The sequence below is a fragment of the Mesotoga infera genome (assembly GCA_011045915.1).
GTDB lineage: Bacteria > Thermotogota > Thermotogae > Petrotogales > Kosmotogaceae > Mesotoga > Mesotoga infera_D.
The window spans coordinates 17,860-36,434 of sequence record DSBT01000082.1; the positions used below are offsets into that span (position 1 = coordinate 17,860).

21 protein-coding genes and 3 tRNA genes are annotated in these 18,575 nt (G+C 44.6%); 8 read left to right on the plus strand and 16 right to left on the minus strand.

The features are described 5' to 3' along the window. Position 1: 1 nt before the first annotated feature. From ENN47_02760 to minC, 16 genes are read right to left on the minus strand one after another with little or no spacing between them, the layout of a single operon-like run. On the minus strand, positions 2 to 979 hold the full coding sequence (locus tag ENN47_02760; GenBank protein HDP77108.1) for a CBS domain-containing protein: 978 nt from the start codon (positions 977 to 979) through the stop codon (positions 2 to 4). Further along, a complete protein-coding gene (locus ENN47_02765) occupies positions 954 to 1,316 on the minus strand; it encodes a hypothetical protein (protein HDP77109.1) in 363 nt (120 codons plus the stop codon). The genes ENN47_02760 and ENN47_02765 overlap by 26 nt, the downstream gene beginning before the upstream one ends. Next, positions 1,313 to 2,005: an FAD-dependent thymidylate synthase gene (locus ENN47_02770; GenBank protein HDP77110.1), complete on the minus strand. Its 693-nt coding sequence runs from the start codon at positions 2,003 to 2,005 to the stop codon at positions 1,313 to 1,315. The genes ENN47_02765 and ENN47_02770 overlap by 4 nt, the downstream gene beginning before the upstream one ends. After that, complete coding sequence (locus ENN47_02775; protein HDP77111.1) at positions 1,995 to 3,167, minus strand: hypothetical protein; 1,173 nt, start codon at positions 3,165 to 3,167, stop codon at positions 1,995 to 1,997. The genes ENN47_02770 and ENN47_02775 overlap by 11 nt, the downstream gene beginning before the upstream one ends. Continuing rightward, the gene (locus ENN47_02780) at positions 3,164 to 3,958 is read right to left on the minus strand and encodes a phosphoheptose isomerase (protein HDP77112.1); all 795 of its coding nucleotides are present in this window, start codon (positions 3,956 to 3,958) and stop codon (positions 3,164 to 3,166) included. Before ENN47_02780 ends, ENN47_02775 begins: the two co-directional genes overlap by 4 nt. Continuing rightward, positions 3,955 to 5,253, minus strand: coding sequence for a methylenetetrahydrofolate--tRNA-(uracil(54)-C(5))-methyltransferase (FADH(2)-oxidizing) TrmFO (locus ENN47_02785; GenBank protein ID HDP77113.1), 1,299 nt, complete (start codon positions 5,251 to 5,253; stop codon positions 3,955 to 3,957). Before ENN47_02785 ends, ENN47_02780 begins: the two co-directional genes overlap by 4 nt. Next, positions 5,250 to 6,146 (minus strand): 8-oxoguanine DNA glycosylase, encoded by an 897-nt coding sequence (locus tag ENN47_02790; protein ID HDP77114.1) that lies wholly within the window; start codon positions 6,144 to 6,146, stop codon positions 5,250 to 5,252. Before ENN47_02790 ends, ENN47_02785 begins: the two co-directional genes overlap by 4 nt. After that, positions 6,143 to 6,448 carry a hypothetical protein gene (locus ENN47_02795; GenBank protein HDP77115.1) on the minus strand — a complete coding sequence of 102 codons (306 nt, stop codon included), beginning with the start codon at positions 6,446 to 6,448 and terminating at the stop codon, positions 6,143 to 6,145. Before ENN47_02795 ends, ENN47_02790 begins: the two co-directional genes overlap by 4 nt. Then, positions 6,448 to 7,227, minus strand: a complete 780-nt coding sequence (locus ENN47_02800; protein HDP77116.1) for an epoxyqueuosine reductase QueH — start codon at positions 7,225 to 7,227, stop codon at positions 6,448 to 6,450. Before ENN47_02800 ends, ENN47_02795 begins: the two co-directional genes overlap by 1 nt. Beyond that, a complete protein-coding gene (locus tag ENN47_02805) occupies positions 7,224 to 7,994 on the minus strand; it encodes a ComEA family DNA-binding protein (GenBank protein ID HDP77117.1) in 771 nt (256 codons plus the stop codon). The genes ENN47_02800 and ENN47_02805 overlap by 4 nt, the downstream gene beginning before the upstream one ends. Continuing rightward, positions 7,991 to 8,731 (minus strand): sporulation protein, encoded by a 741-nt coding sequence (locus tag ENN47_02810; protein HDP77118.1) that lies wholly within the window; start codon positions 8,729 to 8,731, stop codon positions 7,991 to 7,993. The genes ENN47_02805 and ENN47_02810 overlap by 4 nt, the downstream gene beginning before the upstream one ends. Continuing rightward, complete coding sequence (locus tag ENN47_02815; GenBank protein ID HDP77119.1) at positions 8,728 to 9,717, minus strand: 3-dehydroquinate synthase; 990 nt, start codon at positions 9,715 to 9,717, stop codon at positions 8,728 to 8,730. Before ENN47_02815 ends, ENN47_02810 begins: the two co-directional genes overlap by 4 nt. Continuing rightward, complete coding sequence (locus ENN47_02820) at positions 9,714 to 10,724, minus strand: M42 family peptidase (protein HDP77120.1); 1,011 nt, start codon at positions 10,722 to 10,724, stop codon at positions 9,714 to 9,716. Before ENN47_02820 ends, ENN47_02815 begins: the two co-directional genes overlap by 4 nt. Beyond that, positions 10,721 to 11,761 (minus strand): M42 family peptidase, encoded by a 1,041-nt coding sequence (locus ENN47_02825; protein HDP77121.1) that lies wholly within the window; start codon positions 11,759 to 11,761, stop codon positions 10,721 to 10,723. The genes ENN47_02820 and ENN47_02825 overlap by 4 nt, the downstream gene beginning before the upstream one ends. Beyond that, entirely contained in the window at positions 11,758 to 12,771 is a 1,014-nt protein-coding gene (locus ENN47_02830; GenBank protein ID HDP77122.1) for a M42 family peptidase, read from the minus strand. Before ENN47_02830 ends, ENN47_02825 begins: the two co-directional genes overlap by 4 nt. Further along, positions 12,768 to 13,424: a septum site-determining protein MinC gene (gene minC / locus ENN47_02835; protein ID HDP77123.1), complete on the minus strand. Its 657-nt coding sequence runs from the start codon at positions 13,422 to 13,424 to the stop codon at positions 12,768 to 12,770. Before minC ends, ENN47_02830 begins: the two co-directional genes overlap by 4 nt. 149 nt (positions 13,425 to 13,573) lie before the next feature. Between minC and ENN47_02840 the strand changes: the two genes are divergently transcribed. The 8 genes from ENN47_02840 (at position 13,574) to ENN47_02875 (ending at position 18,493) form a co-directional block, all read left to right on the plus strand. Further along, a tRNA-Glu gene (locus ENN47_02840) sits at positions 13,574 to 13,649 on the plus strand. Positions 13,650 to 13,654: 5 nt separating this feature from the next. Continuing rightward, a tRNA-Val gene (locus ENN47_02845) sits at positions 13,655 to 13,729 on the plus strand. A gap of 7 nt (positions 13,730 to 13,736) precedes the next feature. Beyond that, positions 13,737 to 13,812: transfer RNA gene (locus ENN47_02850), tRNA-Phe, on the plus strand. Between the two features lie 101 nt (positions 13,813 to 13,913). Then, positions 13,914 to 14,423 (plus strand): transcription repressor NadR, encoded by a 510-nt coding sequence (locus ENN47_02855; GenBank protein ID HDP77124.1) that lies wholly within the window; start codon positions 13,914 to 13,916, stop codon positions 14,421 to 14,423. Between the two features lie 11 nt (positions 14,424 to 14,434). Beyond that, positions 14,435 to 15,712, plus strand: a complete 1,278-nt coding sequence (locus ENN47_02860; protein ID HDP77125.1) for an MFS transporter — start codon at positions 14,435 to 14,437, stop codon at positions 15,710 to 15,712. Between the two features lie 347 nt (positions 15,713 to 16,059). Then, positions 16,060 to 16,434, plus strand: coding sequence for a DUF2089 domain-containing protein (locus ENN47_02865; GenBank protein ID HDP77126.1), 375 nt, complete (start codon positions 16,060 to 16,062; stop codon positions 16,432 to 16,434). 158 nt (positions 16,435 to 16,592) lie between these two features. Continuing rightward, positions 16,593 to 17,507, plus strand: coding sequence for an alpha/beta hydrolase (locus tag ENN47_02870; GenBank protein ID HDP77127.1), 915 nt, complete (start codon positions 16,593 to 16,595; stop codon positions 17,505 to 17,507). 17 nt (positions 17,508 to 17,524) lie between these two features. Next, positions 17,525 to 18,493, plus strand: a complete 969-nt coding sequence (locus ENN47_02875; GenBank protein ID HDP77128.1) for a DUF1722 domain-containing protein — start codon at positions 17,525 to 17,527, stop codon at positions 18,491 to 18,493. Positions 18,494 to 18,575: the final 82 nt, after the last annotated feature.

Here is an 18,575-nt window from a genome sequence, read left to right on the forward strand (position 1 = left end):
ATCATTTCCTCCCATTCTGATAAAAGTGCATTTCCACGACGACCCCTTTTCCTGCTTCAGAGACCACAACCATCTTGTCCGAATATCTCCTCATGTTTGGCAGACCCATTCCAGCACCAAAACCAAGTTCACGAACATGATCTGAAGCAGTTGAGAACCCTTCCTTCATCGCCTGTTCAACATTATCTATTCCTCTTCCATAATCCTCAACCCTTACTCTAGCAACGTCTTCATCGTACCAGGCAAAGATGTACCCTTCACTTCCGCTATGGATCACAACATTGACTTCAGCTTCGTAACAAGCAATCGAAACCCTTCTTATGAGGGTATCATCGTCTGTCAATGTCTTCAAATAACTCTTTAGCTTGGCAGACCCGACTCCCGCCGTGTCAATATCGGTATAATCAATGTGGTAGACGAAATCTGCACTGGTTTTTTCAACATAGTCACCTGAAATCAAAGACTTGTCAAACCAGTCAACGCTTCTTTCCAGCACTTCTCTTCTTCTCGTATCGTGAACGTAAATAAGCCTAAATTTGTCAAGAATCGCCCCGATTATGTCCTTCTTGGAAATTATGCCGAGAAGCTTTCCGTTAGAATCCACCACCGGAAATCTTCCGTACCTGTAACGGTTGAATCGCTCGATTAGCATCTCGAGATTAGTCTCCGGTGAGAAAGTTATTAGGTCTCTGGTCATGTGCTTTTCTATTGGATCTGTAATGTAGTTACCTTCCAGAGCAACAATTATATCTTCTATGCTGACTATTCCTTCAAGCTGATTGTCAACATCGGTAATGGGGACACCCGAAATCTTACAGATTCTCATGAGTTCCTTAGCCTGCCACATCGTTCTATCTTTAGTGAGAGTTACAACGCTTCTTATCATTATGTCTTCTGCCGTAATATCGGCGAACAATCCCCTCAGTTTGTCAAGAAGCTCATCAACATTTCTTTCAGCCAAGATGTTTGCCTTCCTCAAGAGAATCTCCGAGACCCTCTCTGAATAGAATCCCACAGGCTCTATACATCGACATCTTTGCATGGACAAGGGGCATGTCGAGTTCCCGAGCAAGCTCAATAGTGGTCTCAGGAACATTCCTCTTCCTAATAATGACTACTGCTGCAGCTCCAACCACAGAAGCTGTTCTAACACATTGAGGAGAGTTCAAACCCGTCACTAGAATCATTCCGGGGCCTCCAAAAGCAAGTACGTCACTCATCAGGTCGGCCGCACCCACTGACTCTATCTCAGGATCTTCATCTTTGATGATGAGAACTTCACATTCGAGTAACTGGATGATTTTAGATAACCTCATCCCCTAACCTCCTTGTTCAGAAGATCACCCGCGTAGTTGTGCTGAATGAAGGCGTCAAACGTCACCGGACAACTTGTCTTCAGAATCTCTGCAATCGCGATTGCATACTGCTGGATTTCCACTTGAGCATGTGAATCTGCCCTCTGGTTGAGGAAGTTCATCATCGACCTGACGTTTATGGTCCAGTAAGCCTCTGTGTACATTGAAGTTGGTAGAACGACTCGCGCTACCTCTCTCGCAACCCCAATTTCGAGAAGCTTTGAATATGCGTCAAAGGAATTTTTATAGGCTTTGCTGATAATTTCGATCGCCGTGTTGTTCAGCTTCGTGTCGTCACTAACAACCGAACCCTGCCTGTTGTCTCTGTCGGGAGTCCTTATTTCGCTCGGCAGATACCACTCTTCAGAGAACTCTGTATATCTACCACTCCGCTCGTTGATAGACGCGATCCTGTGACGGACAAGCTGTCTCATCACAAAAATTGGAAGTTTCAAATGAAACTTGAACACAATATGTTCAAAGGGCGAATGATGCCCGTTCTTCATCAAGTAATGGATAAGGCGATCGTCTCTTTCTTTGTTTGTTAAACCCTTGCCGTAGCTAGTTCTCGCAGCTTGGACCGCAGAATAGTCATCACCCATCTGATCCACTAGCTCAACAAAACCTTTATCTAGAACATCAATCCTCATTGTTTCCTCCGTCTTCTCTCATTGCCTTCCGCTCTTGTGAACTCTTTCTCTTTCTACTAACGTATTCTAACAGAAAGAGTCCTACAACTACTACCACAGTCAGCGGAACCACTGTGACAAGTGCCAGCTCAAATATCGCTCTTCTTCTTAACTCGCTCAAGGCCGACTTCACTTCAGTATCGAAATCCTCATAGCCACTCAGCTGTAGATAGAATCTCGCAAGATCGTAGTAGTCTCGATCCTTGGTCTTATAGTATGCCATTCCAAGATTTCTGATAGCTCGCGAATTGTTGGACCAGAATCTTACTGATTCTTGATATCGCTCAATGGCTCTGTCAAAATCGCCTTCTTCAAGTTTCAAGTCTCCAATTACCAAGGAGGCATTGGAAGCTAATCTAGGCGGAATCTTATTCAAATCAAGATCTTCAAGGATCTCAAAACCTGCCGCAGATTCTCCAGTTTCAATGTACGACATTGCAGCGTAGTATCTCGATAGAGGATCCTCTGATCCCAGCCTCACAAAATCGTCTATCACAAGTTCTTCTAGTCCTGACACAAATTCACTTTGTATCAGATCATCTCCAAGCAATCCCTCAATATTCTCAGAAAATATTCTCTCACGAATTTCCAGGAGTCTCTGGCCGTCCATTGAACCGCCGCTAGAATATAGCTCCAAAAGAGCTTTGTAAGGAAAATACTGACCGGGTCGGTCATCAATAAGCTCGTTGGCAGTCTCTTCTATCTGTCTCGCCGACCTGGGATCCCTTGTGTCGATCCAGTCGTAGAAGAAAGCTCTCAACGAAATCGCTTTGATCAGATCATCATTGCTCATAGTTGAATAAAGCATATTTAGTGCCGAGACAGTGGATACGAAAACCAGTTCTTCTACTATCTGTAGACCTTCCTGCAGCTGAGGAGAAAGAAGATTCACTTCAAGACCTGAATAGAGGTTGGTGAACCACACTTTGTAATTTGGTTGAATTGTCTCTCTATATTTGAGCCCGATTGCTATGGCCAGGAAGGCTTCTGCTTCCGGATCATGACTATTTTGTGACTGCAATTCAACCAAGTACTCTTTCGAAAGGAGAAGGTCGATGTTGTCAATCGCAAAGACGAGAGCCAAAACGGTCAAAGTAATCACAACTGCCACCAAACGCTTCATATAGCCCCACCCCAAAACGGACCAAGAGTAACCGCCAGAAACTCAGTCTCCATTTCCAACAGGTCATCAATAACAACGTACAAAGTTGGCTTATCTCCGATTGTTATACAGATTCCCTTTCCGGAGAAAGAATCGGTCTTCTCGATTGAGAAATACTCCCACTCGAAATGATTCATTTTCTTCTCAAGCTTGGGCATGAGCGAGGGTTTGCTAACATTCAACGCTCTATCGAGGTTTAGGTCCCGTCCCCTATTCCAGTCAAAGAGCCTGTAAGTAATATCGCTGTTCTGCTGAATCTCTATGAGCTTCGAACCGGGTCCTATTGCATGTACAATGCCGGCAGGCAGTGACAAGAGATCTCCTCGTCTCAGGCGAATGTAGTTCAGGTCTTCTTCTCTGACGTCAGGGAATGACTTTTCTCTTTCCTTCAGTCCTGCAAGAACCTGACCTTCGCCCAGGAAGTACCAGCACTCGCTTTTCCCCCAAGGCTCTCCTTCATAGATTTTAGCAAGTTCATCGTCAGGGTGGACCTGCACTGATAGCCATTCATTTGCAGAGATATACTTCACCATCAGTGGAAATCTCGGCAAAGCGTGTCCCACTAATTCCTCCACAATACTCTCTGGGTAAACTGTTGTTGAGTCCGCAGTCAAGCGCGTCTTCATGTCTTCAATATCAGACAGAAGCCAGACCTCACCAATGGGTTCCTTAGATGCAATCCCGTAAAGTCTGTTCAAGTTCCGGTTGCCCCACGGCCTTGGCGAAAAAACCGGCTGACTGATGAGAATCATCTCTCCACCCCTTCCAGGAAGCGCTGTATTTCCTCTTGCGCTCTAATTACCTTCACTCTGTTCTTTTCTCTTTTGTTCCTTATCCTAATTTCGGGAAGCAAACCGAAATTTGCATACACAGGTTTCAGAGGACTTCTGCCCGAGACTGTGACATGCTGGATTAGTCCGCCTATCATAGTCTCAGTTGGGGGAATAAGGGTCCGGCAACCATGAACGAAACGATTCACATTCATCGCAACAATCCTACCGGAGACTATTGCCTCAACGTATCCCTCGAGGCCACTGATCTGTCCTGCGAAGAACAGCCCCTTCTTGATTTTGGATTGTAAATCTTGCTTTAGAAGCCTCGGCGAGTCAAGAAATGTGTTTCTGTGCATTACACCGTACCTAACAATTTCAACGGCTCTCAGGGCGGGTATAAGCGAGAGTATTCTCTTCTGTTCATTCCACCTGAGTCTTGTTTGAAAACCCACAATGCCCAACAAGGAACCAGAAACGTTTTCCTTCCTGAGTTGCACTACTGCATACGGTTCTTTACCTGTAACGGGCTCGATCAATCCGACAGGCTTCATAGGGCCGTATCTAAGCGCATCGATCCCGCTTCGAGCAATCTCTTCAAAAGGTTGACATCTTTCAAAGAGAAAACGATCCGAAAAATTCTCAACCTCTGCCACTTCCGCCATCACCAGTTCTTTCCAAAACACCTCGTAATCCTCCCTGGAAAGCGGACAATTCACATAATCACCTTCTAATGCGTATCGATCCGCGACAAACGCCTGCGAAAAATCAACTGAGTCCGCCGCAACTATTGGAGCAACTGCATCAAAAAAGAAGAGCGAATCTCCAAACAACTCAGTAAGAAACTCTCCGAGACAACCAGAAGTTAGAGGGCCGGTACAGACGACATTGACCGAGTCATCCAGGGAAAGTGAACAGATCTCCTGTCTTTCAATTCTGATCAAAGGATGGTTTTCCATTCTATTGGAGACTTCTTCAGAAAATGTCTCCCGGTTCACTGCGAGCGCCTTCCCTGCAGGGACTCTGTGATGATGAGCAATCTGGAGAAGTCGGGATCCCAACTTATATCCTTCTTCTTTAAGCAGACCCGATGCGTTTTCCAGTGATTCAGATTTTAACGAGTTACTGCAGACTAATTCAGCAAAGTTTCCCGTGTGATGAACCTCCGTATTCTTGGCAGGCCTCATCTCGTAAAGAACCACTTCATTCCCAAAATCGGCAAGGCTTAGCGCGGCTTCAGAACCGGCGAGTCCTCCCCCGATAACATTAATTCTCACTTAAGATCTCTTCCCAGTTTATGCGTTCTGTAATATCTGAAGAGTGCTTCTTGATAGTATCCTCCATACGGAGAAAATGAATCCATTCCAAACTGCATCAACTTCTTTGTGGAACCACAAAAGGCAAACAAATCCTTCATAACCCTGCTAATCCAAATATCAACTGGAAATGCACCAAGTTCGCCATAAGAAAAGAGAATTACGCAGCTTCCCACTTTGTAACCGATACCATCGTGTTTTGTCAGTTCTTCAAGCTTCTCTTCAACTGTCAAAGTTGAAAGCTCCGAAAAGTATGATTCTGTCTCTACTTTTGAGAAGAGCTTCAGGAGCCACGGAACTCTGAAGCCAATCTTCAGGCCGATTAAAGCTTCCTCCGAAATTCTCTTCAACTGACTCAAAGAAGGAAAGGCATAGAAGCTTTCTCCACAGAAATCAATCCTGTTCTCAGGGAAGAGTTCAGATAATCTGTCGCTCATCCAGCGAATCATTGGTATGCTGTTACGAGTTGAAAGGATGTATTCAACAACCATTTCAAATGAATCCTGTCTGAGAATACGTAGGCCAGAAGCTTCTGCCAGAGCCTTTTCAGAGACAGTTCTGACTTTCAGGTCGAAGGCTCGAAGTCTCCTTTCCAGAGTTGAATGAATCACATGCAGATCATCTTCAAGACCAAGATAGTACTCAATCCCCTGGTGGACGTCTCTTCCCAACAGAGATTCCGAAGAGGATCTCACTGTGATACCCTCTGAATCTTCTTTCAAGAAAATAACGGTATCACGAACGACACCCTTCCACCACTCTCCGTCCTTTAGCCAGCGAAAAGTCTGACCACAATCCAGCGTTGAATCAAGATCGATCTGTCGTCCTGTATTACGCAAGAAAAATTCAATCATAGATCGCCCTCATAGAGCTTTATTACTGTTCTTAAAAGCCTGTATGCATTGTCCTCAAGGAACTCTCCAAGCACCATCAAGTAGCACTTCTCTCTACTATCTTCCAGATAAAGAGCGGTAATCTGGATTCCATCAACCACCGTTGAACTTCTTGAACCTGTGGCTTTCGAAAGAGCAAGAACAAGCTTAGGAACTTCGAAATCGATTTTTCCATCGTAAGGAACTCCATTCTCGTCCACAAGGCGAAAGATCATGCCGCACTCTTCTCCCAGTGTTCTGATCCTTTTAGCTAAAGCTTCCATTACTCCTTCTCCCTGATTATTCGGCAATTGTAGCTACCAGTCTTCAGCCATCTTCTGTCCCCAAGTTCCGCGTCTCGGATATCATCGAAAAGCGCGGAGGGTTTGACTATCGCAACTAACTTTTTCAAATCCGAAATCTCCTCGAGATGAATCCTGCTCCTAGGAATCACGCTACCTCTGAAATCCCATAGATCGACGAATTTCTTGAAATCTTTCTCAAGCCTTTCGCGATCCTTTGAATCGGTGATCTCTCTCTTCCTTATTGCTTCATTTCTGCTGGGCAGACAACCGCAGTAATTCTGCCTGTAGACACCTTTTAGAAGATCTCTTAACTCATCTCTATCTGCTCTAAAATTGCCGGAAACAAACTCAATATCAAACTCTGCGGCCAGCTTCTCTCCTATCAGAGTCACTTGGGCGATTGACTTCATGGGACTTGCCAGAAGCGTTGTGGTGAAACTTGAAGCACCAATCGATTTTGCTAAAATAGCGGTCTTTCTAAGCCTGAGTTCTATACATTTTACGCATCTCATCCCGCCTTCCCGCTCGGCACCAAATGAATCTAGAACATCCGAGAAGTCTTCAGGAAAGTAATATTGTTCCGGGAGATCAAGAGACATTTCTGCACATACCTTTCTCAAAGCATCGTATCTCCTGAGGAATTCTTCAACTGGAAAGATATTAGGATTATAGAAGAATAGCTCGGATTTTCTGAGTTCGGCTCTCTTAACAACAGCGCTCACAAGATCAGGCGCGCAGCAGACATGAAGTAGGTTCAAAATTCGATCAGCTCCTCAAGCCTTACAACAGTCTTTTCGCCAATGCCGCTAACCTTTGTCAGATCATCATATGAGCGAAATGGTCCGAAACTCTCCCTAAAATCAACAATTCTCTGGGCAATGGCTGGGCCGATGCCGGGTAGGCGGCAAAGCTCTTCCAAGTCAGCGGCGTTGATATTCACCTTCTTTGAACCTTCCTGTTTCTCACATTCAGGAAGGGGAAGAATGTGGGCCAGAACCTCACTAAGTATTGAGGGACCAATGCCCGGTATTTTTAGAAGATCTTCCTCATTATCTATCAATCCATTGAGTTCTCTAAATTCAATTATCGCGGCTGCTTTGGCTTCACCGATCCCTGGAATGCTTTGTAAGGCAATTGCATCGGCCGCGTTTATGTCAATTAAGGTAGCTCCATGTGTTGATTCGGCAGACACACCTGAGACAGATACCATTTCTCTGAAAGCGTTTAATGTCTTCTCACCTATACCTCTTACCAGTAGAAGATCATCAACTGAACTGAATGAACCTACCGAGGTTCTGTAGTCTATAATCGCTTTGGCCTTTGCCGGACCAATTCCAGGAAGCAACTCAAGCTCCTTCCCGCTACAGGAGTTTAGATCAATCGGGAAATCTACGGACTCCTTTTGATCGACTCTATCTTCTTGAATCTCTGTCCCTCTATAACCCGTAAGTGCAACAAAGCCCATGAGAACAAGTACTAGAATCGATCCGGTTACCTGCAGCTCTTTAGCAGTTAGCTTTCTCATTTCAATTGCCTCGGAAATCTATCTGTGATGTTCCAGCCGGTTGTTCTCTGGAGAGCCTCGACATCAACTGTTGAAGAATACTCTCGTGCAGCTGTCGCATCAGGAAAAACTCCAAGAATCGCCGCATAGAATGTCCTTCCATCAGCAGTGACTGATTTATACACAAAAGCGGGAAACCCTGCACTCCTTAGGTCCATTACTTGCGGAGCAATTCCATCGGACACTGTATGAGAAACCAGCTGAATTCCGTATGCGGTTTTCGAATCATAGAGCCCAGCAAGAGGATTTTCACCCAGAAACATCACACCAAAACCGTCTCCCACTCTTGTAATGAAATACTTGCCGAGACCCTTTTCCACGCACAACTTGAATGCAGTCCCTTCTTCCACAACCACGTATCCAAATTCCGAGCCTTCAGCCAGGAAGTCAAACGAGTTGATTATCAACCTTCGGTAATCGAAAGTCTCAAGGAAGAAGTTCTGGGTTTCAGGAATTGGTATTGTCTCCCTAATGACCTGCGTGCCCGTTGGAAGACTTACGGGGTTCTCTTCCATTTCAGGCTGATCAACTATTGGAGAAAGAACCGAATTGCGGATTTCTTCAATTATGAGTTCCGATCTCTTGTTTTCTTCCCTGAGTACTATCGCGTAACCACCGAGCGTGAGAACTATCGCAGACAGACCAAGGACGACAACAATCAGAGCCTTCAAAACATAATCGTGCGATCCTTCATTCATACAAAGCTCTCCAATCCCCTCCAAGTCTTTTCTCTAACAAACCTTTCAAACACTTTGGATCCAACGAAGAGCGTTTTATCAAGTCCTTCGTCGGGCATGCTGATTCTCACACCGCCCTTTTGATCAATCACATCCACTAGAGAAGACATGTCGATCCTTGAAGTCCAATCCTCTTTCCATAGTAGCCTGACAGACCGAAAGAAATCCTCGGCAATTTTGTTGTCATTTGCTCCCAATTCTTCAGCAAGGCGCAATTCGATCATTGCTCCGACGATCAGAGAAACTTGATTTCCTGCCCTCAGTCTCGAAGCTGTTTCAATGTGCCTCGCAATTTCCCCGCCAACAACTGATTTCCCAATCTCTATTCCAGTCAAATAAGCTTTTGCCGAGGAGAAAATCACATCATCCCAAAGCTCAGCTGATACTTCGCTGCCGGCAACTAAATGATTAAAGAGATACTTGAACAACCTCTTGTCGAAGGAAAGCGCAACTAGCAGGGGAAAGAGAAAATTGCTGCGCGACAAGTGGCTGTAAGACCAGAAGCTGATAGATGAATCGATAAAGACTTTGTTGGGCAGTCCTTTTGACGAAAGTAAGTCTTTCACGAACTCGAAATTCACTCCGAATCCATTCACAGCAGGCATTATTTGACTTACAGTAGTCGTGGGAAAAAGGAAGAGCTTCTCAACTTCTGCATGACCTGCAGATGCGTAGCCTACAAGATCGATAATTGAACCTCCACCAATTACGGTAATAGCTTTGCTCTTGGACGTCCTTATCAGCTGATAGATTTCGAACACTCTATCAACTGACTTTATGTGTTCACCGCCAGGCATCAGATATTCGTCTTCCAAACTCTTTCCAAAAAACTTCCTGAATCCCGAGTCGACTATTCTTACAGACTGAGGAAGCCTGTCAATTAGATCCTTCCCAAAAATCAGCTGACATCTGTCTGCCGACTCCTTTGTGAAAGCAATTCTTCTCATTCTACTCCTTCTTCTGCAAGCGCCTTCAGCAGTCGGACGGCATTGAGAACATCATCGTAGTCAACCATTTCGTGTGGAGAATGCACATATCTACACGGAATCGAGACGGTTCCCGAAGCTATGCCTCTTCCTGTCGTCTGATATCCTCTCGCATCTGTGCCTCCAAATATCAAGACTTCGTACTGAGTAGGGATGTCCCTTTTCTCTGCTACTTCCTTTAGCCTGGAAACGACTCTCGAAGAGCTAATGCTTCCACGATCCTTAATTTTTATGGTCGGACCTCCTCCAAGCTTAAAGCCCATTCGCTTGAAGGATTTGGGAGTATCCGGTCCCGCAGTTACATCTATTGCAACTGCCATATCAGGCATAATATCAAAAGCGGCGACACTGGCTCCTACGATTCCCACTTCTTCCTGGACCGCAAAGACAAAATAAACATCGTCTTCGGGTTGCTCCAGTTCCTTCAGCACCTGAATCATTATTGCACATGCAATCCTGTCGTCCATTGATTTCGAAACTAGTCTCTTTCCGAGATCAACGAATGTTGAATCATATGTCCCAAAGGTACCAACTGGAGCTCTTTTCTCGGCGTCGTCTTTATCAGTAGCGCCAATATCAACGAAGATGTGGTCGTAGTCGAGACTTTTCATTGTTTCTCCAAAATCCTTGATTGTCTCCCCTTCAACATCTACAACTCCTGAAGCACCGGTTTCAAAGACCAGCCTGGAACCCAGAAGCATGTACGGGGAGAGACCTCCTATTGAATCTACTCTCAGAAAACCCTTAGAATCTACGTGAGTAACAACCACACCAATTTCGTCCATATGACCATCAAACAACAGCTTTCTGCCGCTCCTCCCTTTCTTAAGAGCAACAAGATTTCCCAGAGGATCTATCTTCATCTCATCAATATAGGGTTTGATCTCTCCAGCTATTGCTTCTCTTATTGCATTCTCTCTGCCGCTGGGAGAACTAATCGTGACCAGCTTTTCAATTAGACTTTTCATCTAGACAGCACCTTCCCTTCCTTAACTAATATACTGGCAAGTTTGGCAACTCCAAGAAAATCGTTGATGTTTATTATTGAGGTTGGAGAATGAATGTATCTCGAAGGAGTGGAGATTACTCCCGAAGGTATGCCAGAAACGACTCTTGCAAGTCTCGCTGCGTCAGTACCTCCAGCTATTCTGCTTTTGTACTGAAAACTTAGTGAGTTGGACTTCGCGGTTTCTACAACAGTATCAAGGATCTTCTTGTCAAGAACGAGCCCACTATGGGCGAATGTCAACACCGGTCCTCTTCCAAGACTTGTGGCCCATCTGTAGTCAGGAAGCTCCGGATTGTCTCCGGCAGTAGTGTTTTCAAAGACCAGAGCAACATCCGGCTTTATCTGATTTGCAGCGACTCCGCTGCCCCTTAGACCTACCTCTTCCTGAACAACCCAGGCAAAATAGAGATCGAAATCAGTCGAAATTCCATCAAGACTTTCAAGCACTCTTATGAGAACCTCACAACCAGTTCTGTCGTCAAGGGATTTTGCAAATGCGTAGTCGCCTATTTCATTATATGGAGTATCGAAAAACACCGGATCTCCAATTCTATGGCTCTTAGAAGCCTCATCTCTCTTGGAATAGCCCAAGTAGATCCTCAATTTACCCATACTGGGCGTTTTTAGAATCGATGACGGATCTTGAGTATGTATCGCTTCAAATCCGATTACTCCAGGAGTAAGGCTTTCCCCCACCAAGACTTTCTTACCCATTAGCACTCTAGGATCGACTCCTCCAATATTGGTGAAAGACAGTGTGCCATCTTCATTGATCTTCTTTACCATTAGTCCGACTTCGTCCGTGTGAGCCAGAAGCATTAGTTTCTTCGAAGTCTTCCCATTTCCCTTCTTAAGGGCAATCAAGTTTCCAACTGTGTCTATCCAGATGTCGTCAACCCTGTCTTCAACGATCTCCTTAATGAAAGAGGAAACTTTTTCCTCAAATCCGGAAATCCCTGGTAATTCACACAGCTTCTTCAGTCTCTCAAGTTTCATAGGCTCTCGCCTCCGTTCAGCGAGATAAAGAAACCTGCAAGCAATCGTGCTGTGCCCGCAACATCGCTAATCTGAACGACTTCAACCGGGGTGTGCATGAACATTTGTGGAAGGGAAAGAAGCAGTGTTGGAACACCACTTCCGGCTATCTGGACGTTGTCTGCATCGGTTCCCGTTCGTCCCGATCCGAACTCATATTGAACTTTGAATTCCTTATCCTTCGCGTAATCATCAAGCAATTTGAAATATCCCTTGTGAATGTTTGGACCGCCAACAGATAGAGCCGGCCCCTTCCCGATCTCAATATCGCTCTCTTTATCATGATGAGTTACATCCATTGCAACTCCGAGATCTATTTCCAGCAATTCGGCGGCGCCCTTAGCTCCAATTGCTCCAACTTCTTCCCTTGTGGTAAACACGAAGTAGACCGTAGGAGTTGAGAGATACTTCGAAAGCTCTTTCGCAGTCTCTATGCTGATGGCTGCGCAGGCTCTATCATCTAGAGCTTTTCCGGATATTTTTCCGTTCATCTCAAATGCCGAAAAATCTACAACTGCAAGATCACCAATGTCGATCTTTGAATAATCGGGGTTGATTGAAGCATCGATGAATAGCTCGTCGAATGAAGGCACTTCTCCTCTAGACTCCTTCTTCTGGAGATGCGGAGCGAGCATCCCGATAACTCCGTATCTTTCCTTTCCGTCTCTGCTCTTTATTCTCACCCTTTGAGAAATAAGAACCTTTGGATCTATACCTCCAAGTTCTTCAAATCTGGCGAAGCCTCTTTCATCGATTTTGGAAATCACCAGAGAGACTTCATCTACATGAGTAAATATCCCTATTCTCTTCCCTGTTCCTTTTTTGACTGCAACGAGATTTCCAATCTGATCTGTAAAGATCTCATCAACAAAGGGACCTATTTCTCGTCTAATCACTGAATGTACTTCATCTTCATATCCCACAGGTCCAAAAGCATCGGAGAGATCCATTAACAAACGGGCTAAACTCAACTCGCCTCCCCCTTTACTTCAAACTTGACATCATCTGCCTCTTCAACTACAATCCTGCCGGTCCTGACGTGAGCCACCGCAGGGCCATCAAAATGATCGTATTCCTGAGTTAAGAAATTGCCTATCTGAATTAGCGAAGGCTGCAAATCAATTGCAGCAATGATTCCCGTCTCACCCTGAGAGTAACCAGCTCTGAGTACACCTTTTGCACTCCCAAATATGACTACGCTACCACCTGCAATAACTTCCGCACCGGGATGAACATTCCCAACAACCACTACATCGTAGTTATGAACAACTATTTGTCCCGATCTCAGATTCCTTCTGATAATTTGTGCTCCCCGCACCTCTGTGATCTTTTCTCTAACAAGATCGTACTTCTGACCGACCTTTACATCCTTCTGCTCCATACTCCCCACAAGAATATCTTTAACGTGTACTCCTAGGTCGCTCAATAAAGAAACAATCTTCACTATATCGTCCGGTTTGCTAGTATCCTGAGTGAGCATCAAGGAAATTTCATCGCCCTCCGAGAAAAAGTCCTTTGCGTCGGCAAACTTTTTCATGATATCCTGCCTCAGTTCATCGACGCTCCTGTACGAATCAATTAGAAGTATCAGCCCCTTCTTCGTCATTCTGAAGTCAATCGGCACCATGATCACCCCTTTCTTCAAGATTCTATCATGAAAAAACCCTCCCCAAAGCTCGTTGAACATCAGAAACTGGTATGCTGCGACCACGAAAGAAACTTCGACCTCTTGACCGTGAGGAGTTTATAGTGTAATATAAAATACGTGCTTCGGCCCTCATCGTCTAGTGGCCTAGGACACTGGCCTTTCACGCCGGCGACCGGGGTTCAAATCCCCGTGAGGGCGCCAGCGGTGGAAGCGTAGCTCAGAGGAAGAGCGTCTGCCTTACAAGCAGAAGGCCACAGGTTCGACCCCTGTCGCTTCCACCAGATTGATGGCGAGGTAGCTCAGCAGGTAGAGCAGCGGACTGAAAATCCGTGTGTCGACGGTTCGATTCCGTCCCTTGCCACCAGCTTTATTGAACTCTTTAATGTGCCCTTCGGGGCATATTTTTTTTGGATTGAACTTGCTGTAAAGTAGCTGCTATAATGTGACCGTTGCAGGAGGTGAAAGATGGAGAAGCTCGAAAGACAACGTTTCATTATTGAAGTCTTGAAACGTTCAACCAGTCCCGTAAAGGGACAGGCTCTCTCTCTAGAGACCGGCGTCAGCAGACAGATGATTGTGAAGGACATTGGAGAACTGAGACAAAGAGAATTCAACATATCGTCGACTGCAAGAGGGTACGTTCTCAATGGAAAAAAGAGTTGCAAAATGGTCGTTTCGGTGAAACACTCAGAAAAGGAAATTTATAGAGAGCTTTCGGAGATAATTAGAGCAGGTGGACGCGTTATCGATGTAAGCATAATTCATGCCGTATATGGGGAACTGAAAGGGAAATTGAACCTGTCGAACATGGACGATCTTAACAGATTCATCGCAGCTTTGAAAGCATCTCATGCGGTACCACTTCTTAGCCTTTCGAAGGACGGTGTTCATCTTCACACAATAGAGGCAGATACAGAAGAGACTCTTGGAAGAATAAGAGGCAAATTGGAAAGAAATGACTTTTTGGCTACCTGAAGGAGGCTCTCATGAACATTGACGAAGTAATTCAGAAGTATGTAACTTCTGCCAGAAGAACCAGGCTGCTTATCTTGACTTCACTTGAGTGGATGCTCGTGGCCGGTGGAGTAATGATCACTTCATTAACGCTTCCATCGATTATAGTTGATCTTACGGGCACTGCTGGAAATCAAGACATGATGGCCAGCTCAGTCTTTGCAGGAATGTTATTAGGCGCACTCTTTTCCGGTGCTATTTCCGATAGATTTGGAAGAAAATGGACAAACCTCTTTCTTCTATTGATTGCCGGCCTCGCAACAGGGATTACGGGAACTTCTCTTTCAATGAGAATGTTCTCCCTAGGAAGGTTTATTTCTGGTTTCGGTTATGGTGGCCTTCTGCCCGTAGTAAATGCCTACTTGACTGAGTTTTCGTCAATAAGAATCCGAGGTCTCTATCTTGCTCTTCTCGAATCTAGCTGGGCAATTGGAAGCATTGTTACCGGGGGATTCACGATGATCACATTGGACATTCTCGGATGGCGCTGGTCATATTATTTCCTCGCAATATTCAGCATTCCACTTCTAATAATTACCTTCTTCCTTCCAGAAAGTCCAAAATACGAGTTCATGAAGAAGGGAAAGTCTGCACTTGAGAGAATACTTGGAAGGAACATTGACGAAGAGATTGAAATGCATGCGATGTCAAAGCAACCGCTTCTTGGTCTTTTCAGGAGTGGCCTTGCCAGAAGAACTATCATGATCTGGACAAGCTGGTTTGCTGTAAGCTTCGTCTATTATGGAATTTACACTTGGGCGCCTAAGATCTTCATGTCAAAAGGTCTGACTCCCGTCTCATCGCTCTGGTACACTTTTTTCATGTTGATTATGCAGATTCCCGGGTATATGGCCGCAGCACTGCTTATTGAAAAGATCGGAAGAAAGCCCTCCCTCATATTCTTCTTCGGCGGGATGGCAGTTTCCTCAATTATCATCGCCTTTGTAAGCAGCTCAGGGCTTCTCTTGTTCGCAAGCGTCTTAATTTCTCTTTTTGTTCTTGGAGCATGGGGAATGGTTTACGCCTATACGCCCGAGTTATATCCCACGGAGATGCGTGCACTCGGAAATGGAACGTCAGGAGTCATGGCAAGAGCGGCCGGGATAGTCGCACCATACTTCACAAGCTTGATTATGGGAATCACCGGAAGTGTACTTGTCGTAATGGTATTCATGTCTTCTCTTAGCATATTCGCGGCGATAATTGTATCAAAGTTTGGCATAGAGACCAAACAGACGATCATTGAATAGATAACCGGCTGTTGCTTCTCGAAATACAATTATTACATGGGTTCCAGAGAACTTCTAATAAGGTCCCCTCAGAAAGCAAACATTGAGGATTTCCGGCTTCGCTTTGCACGATCTCACTGATCAAGAATCTGCAGAGATGAAATCCCGATGGTTGTTGGCAAATACTGCATTTTTTACAATCCAAGAATCAAATATTGTTATTTATGTATCCACTTTTATTAAGTGGAGGACTAAAATATGGAACTCTTCCATATATTGGTCTCTTTTCCATTGACTTTTTGCTGGTCAAGCTGATATCATTTTTTATCGGGGGAGTGATCTTTTTGCTACAGGATGGAGGGAGCTCAATGAAGAAACGACTTGACAAGTGTCCTAGCTGCGGTGGAGTTCTAGCAATCACGGAGTATACCTGTCAGAAATGCAAGACCAGAATAATCGGAACGTTTTCGCAAGACGAACTGCTTTCCCTTCCTGACGAGCTACTGGACTTTCTCAAGATTTTTGTCAAGAACAGAGGCAATCTTTCAGAACTTCAGAAAGAGCTGAATATCTCTTATCCAACTGCAAGGAGCAAACTGGAAGAACTGGTGACGAGTCTGGGATTCGAACTTGCAAATCGTCAGATTCAAGAGGCTTCAAAGATCATCAGAAAACTCGAAGAGGGTAATTTAAACCCGGAACAAGCAGCTGAACTTCTTGGTAAGATGAAAAAGAGAAAATAGTAGTGGTTCACCGATTTTTTGAGCGATTTCTTGCAGGGTTTTGTTGATGAAAGCGTATTGAATCAATGGCTTTTGTATCAAAGCTTCGAAATTACCTTCATAACAAAAAAATGGTATATTATTGTTACTTCAGAACTTCCCGAAAAGGGGTGTCCCGGATGAAAGTATTTAAGGCTCTCTTTTTTATTCTGCTCATCGGTTTGGCGCTTTTAGTGGTGAACAGTATTTTCAGTGTGACGATGGCAAGGATCTACTTTAACCGGATAGAAAGAGACGGAAGGTATTTAAAAGTAGATGAAGAGGAGCTTTTCTTGAAGATCGTTGGAGAAGGCAAGCCGATCTTGATGATTCATGGATTCCCGGGATCTCATATCGAATTTCAAGAATTGGCAGAGCTTCTCTCAGCAAATAGAAGAATCTACATTATAGACCTGCCCGGGTTTGGTTTGTCTACTGCTTCCAACAAAGGCGATTATTCAGTAAAAGGGTACGCCGACCTTACTGTTGATTTGATGGACCTTCTGAACATTGAAAAGGCTGATATTATTGGCCATTCATTGGGAGGAGAAATAGGTTTGAACATAGCGTATTATTACCCGGAAAGAATTGAAAGTCTTGTTTTAATAGATGCCTCTCCATATGGTGAGAGAGATTTTTTGCCCGACTTTCTGTCGAGCAGCAAAATTCTCACCTGGACCGTAATGAGGTTCTTTTATCAAACATATCCAATTCAAAGATTCATCTATCTAAAAAAACTTGGAGATAGAAACAACTTCGAGTCTGAGGAGTTTGGGAAGTACTTTGCGCTGGTAGATCGTATGACCGCCTCTTTCTTGTATGAATTCATGAGGGGCAATGACAGAGGTCCCTTTTCACAATCACTTGTTGAGATCGACTGCAGCGCACTGATTCTATGGGGAGAGTTAGACGAGATTTCTCCTCTGGATTATGGAGAAAAGCTAACTAGAGAGCTTTCAAACAGCGTTCTAAAAGTAATTGAGGGCGCGGGGCACGCTCCCTTTATCGAGTTTCCCATGAGAGTAGCTGAAGAGATTACTGGATTTCTAGAGTGAAAAGGGAGGCCACTTAGTTGCCGCAAATCAGACCGGAAGTTGTAGTAAGTAGATGTCTGGGATTCGAAAGCTGCAGATACAATGGGCAGATGATTCCCAGCAAATTCGTGAGTAGGTTGGGCAAATATGTAAACTACTTAACAGTATGTCCCGAGTTTGATATTGGGCTCGGTGTTCCCCGGGCACCCATAAGAATGGTTTCAAAAGCAAATGGAATAAGACTTATTCAGCCACTGACAGGCATCGACGTTACTGAAAGACTCTCGGTCTTTGCAAGTGAATTTCTCGACAGCCTGGAGAGAGTAGACGGATTTGTTCTCAAAGCAGCTTCACCTACATGTGGAGTAAAGGATGTCAAGATTTATCCAGCAGAAGGCAAAGTTGTATCCTCAGGCAGAGACGCTGGATTCTTTGGAGCAGCTGCACTTGCAAAATACGACTGTCTTCCGATCGAAGACGAAGGAAGATTATCCAATTACATCATAAGAGAACATTTCTTGACAACTCTCTTCACCGTCACGCGTTTCAGGGATCTTTCTGGCAAGCTTACCAGAAAGGGCCTGGTTGAATTTCAATCTGAAAACAAGCTGCTGTTCATGTCCTACAATCAGAATGAAATGAGAATTATGGGAAGGATCATTGGAAATATGGACTCAAGAGAACTTAGGGACGTTTATGATGATTATGCCTCTCACTTCTACAAGACGATGTCCACCCCACCAAAACACACTTCGCATATAAATGTTTTGATGCACGGACTTGGCTACTTTTCAGACTACATATCCTCTTCGGAAAAGCGATTCTTTCTGGATACTCTCGACAGATATCGAGAAGGAATGATACCTCTTAGCGTTCCTCTTTATATTCTTCGTTCATACGTCGTTGCCTTTGAAAGCGAGTATCTATCCACTCAAACATTCTTTGAACCGTATCCATCGGAGCTTGTTGAGATAACTGATTCGGGTAAAGGAAGATCGGGGAAATGAAGACAGAAAGGATTCACAGGCTCAATGAAAAAACCAGTGGGAGCGGAGAGTTCGTTTTGTACTGGATGCAGGCCTCTCAAAG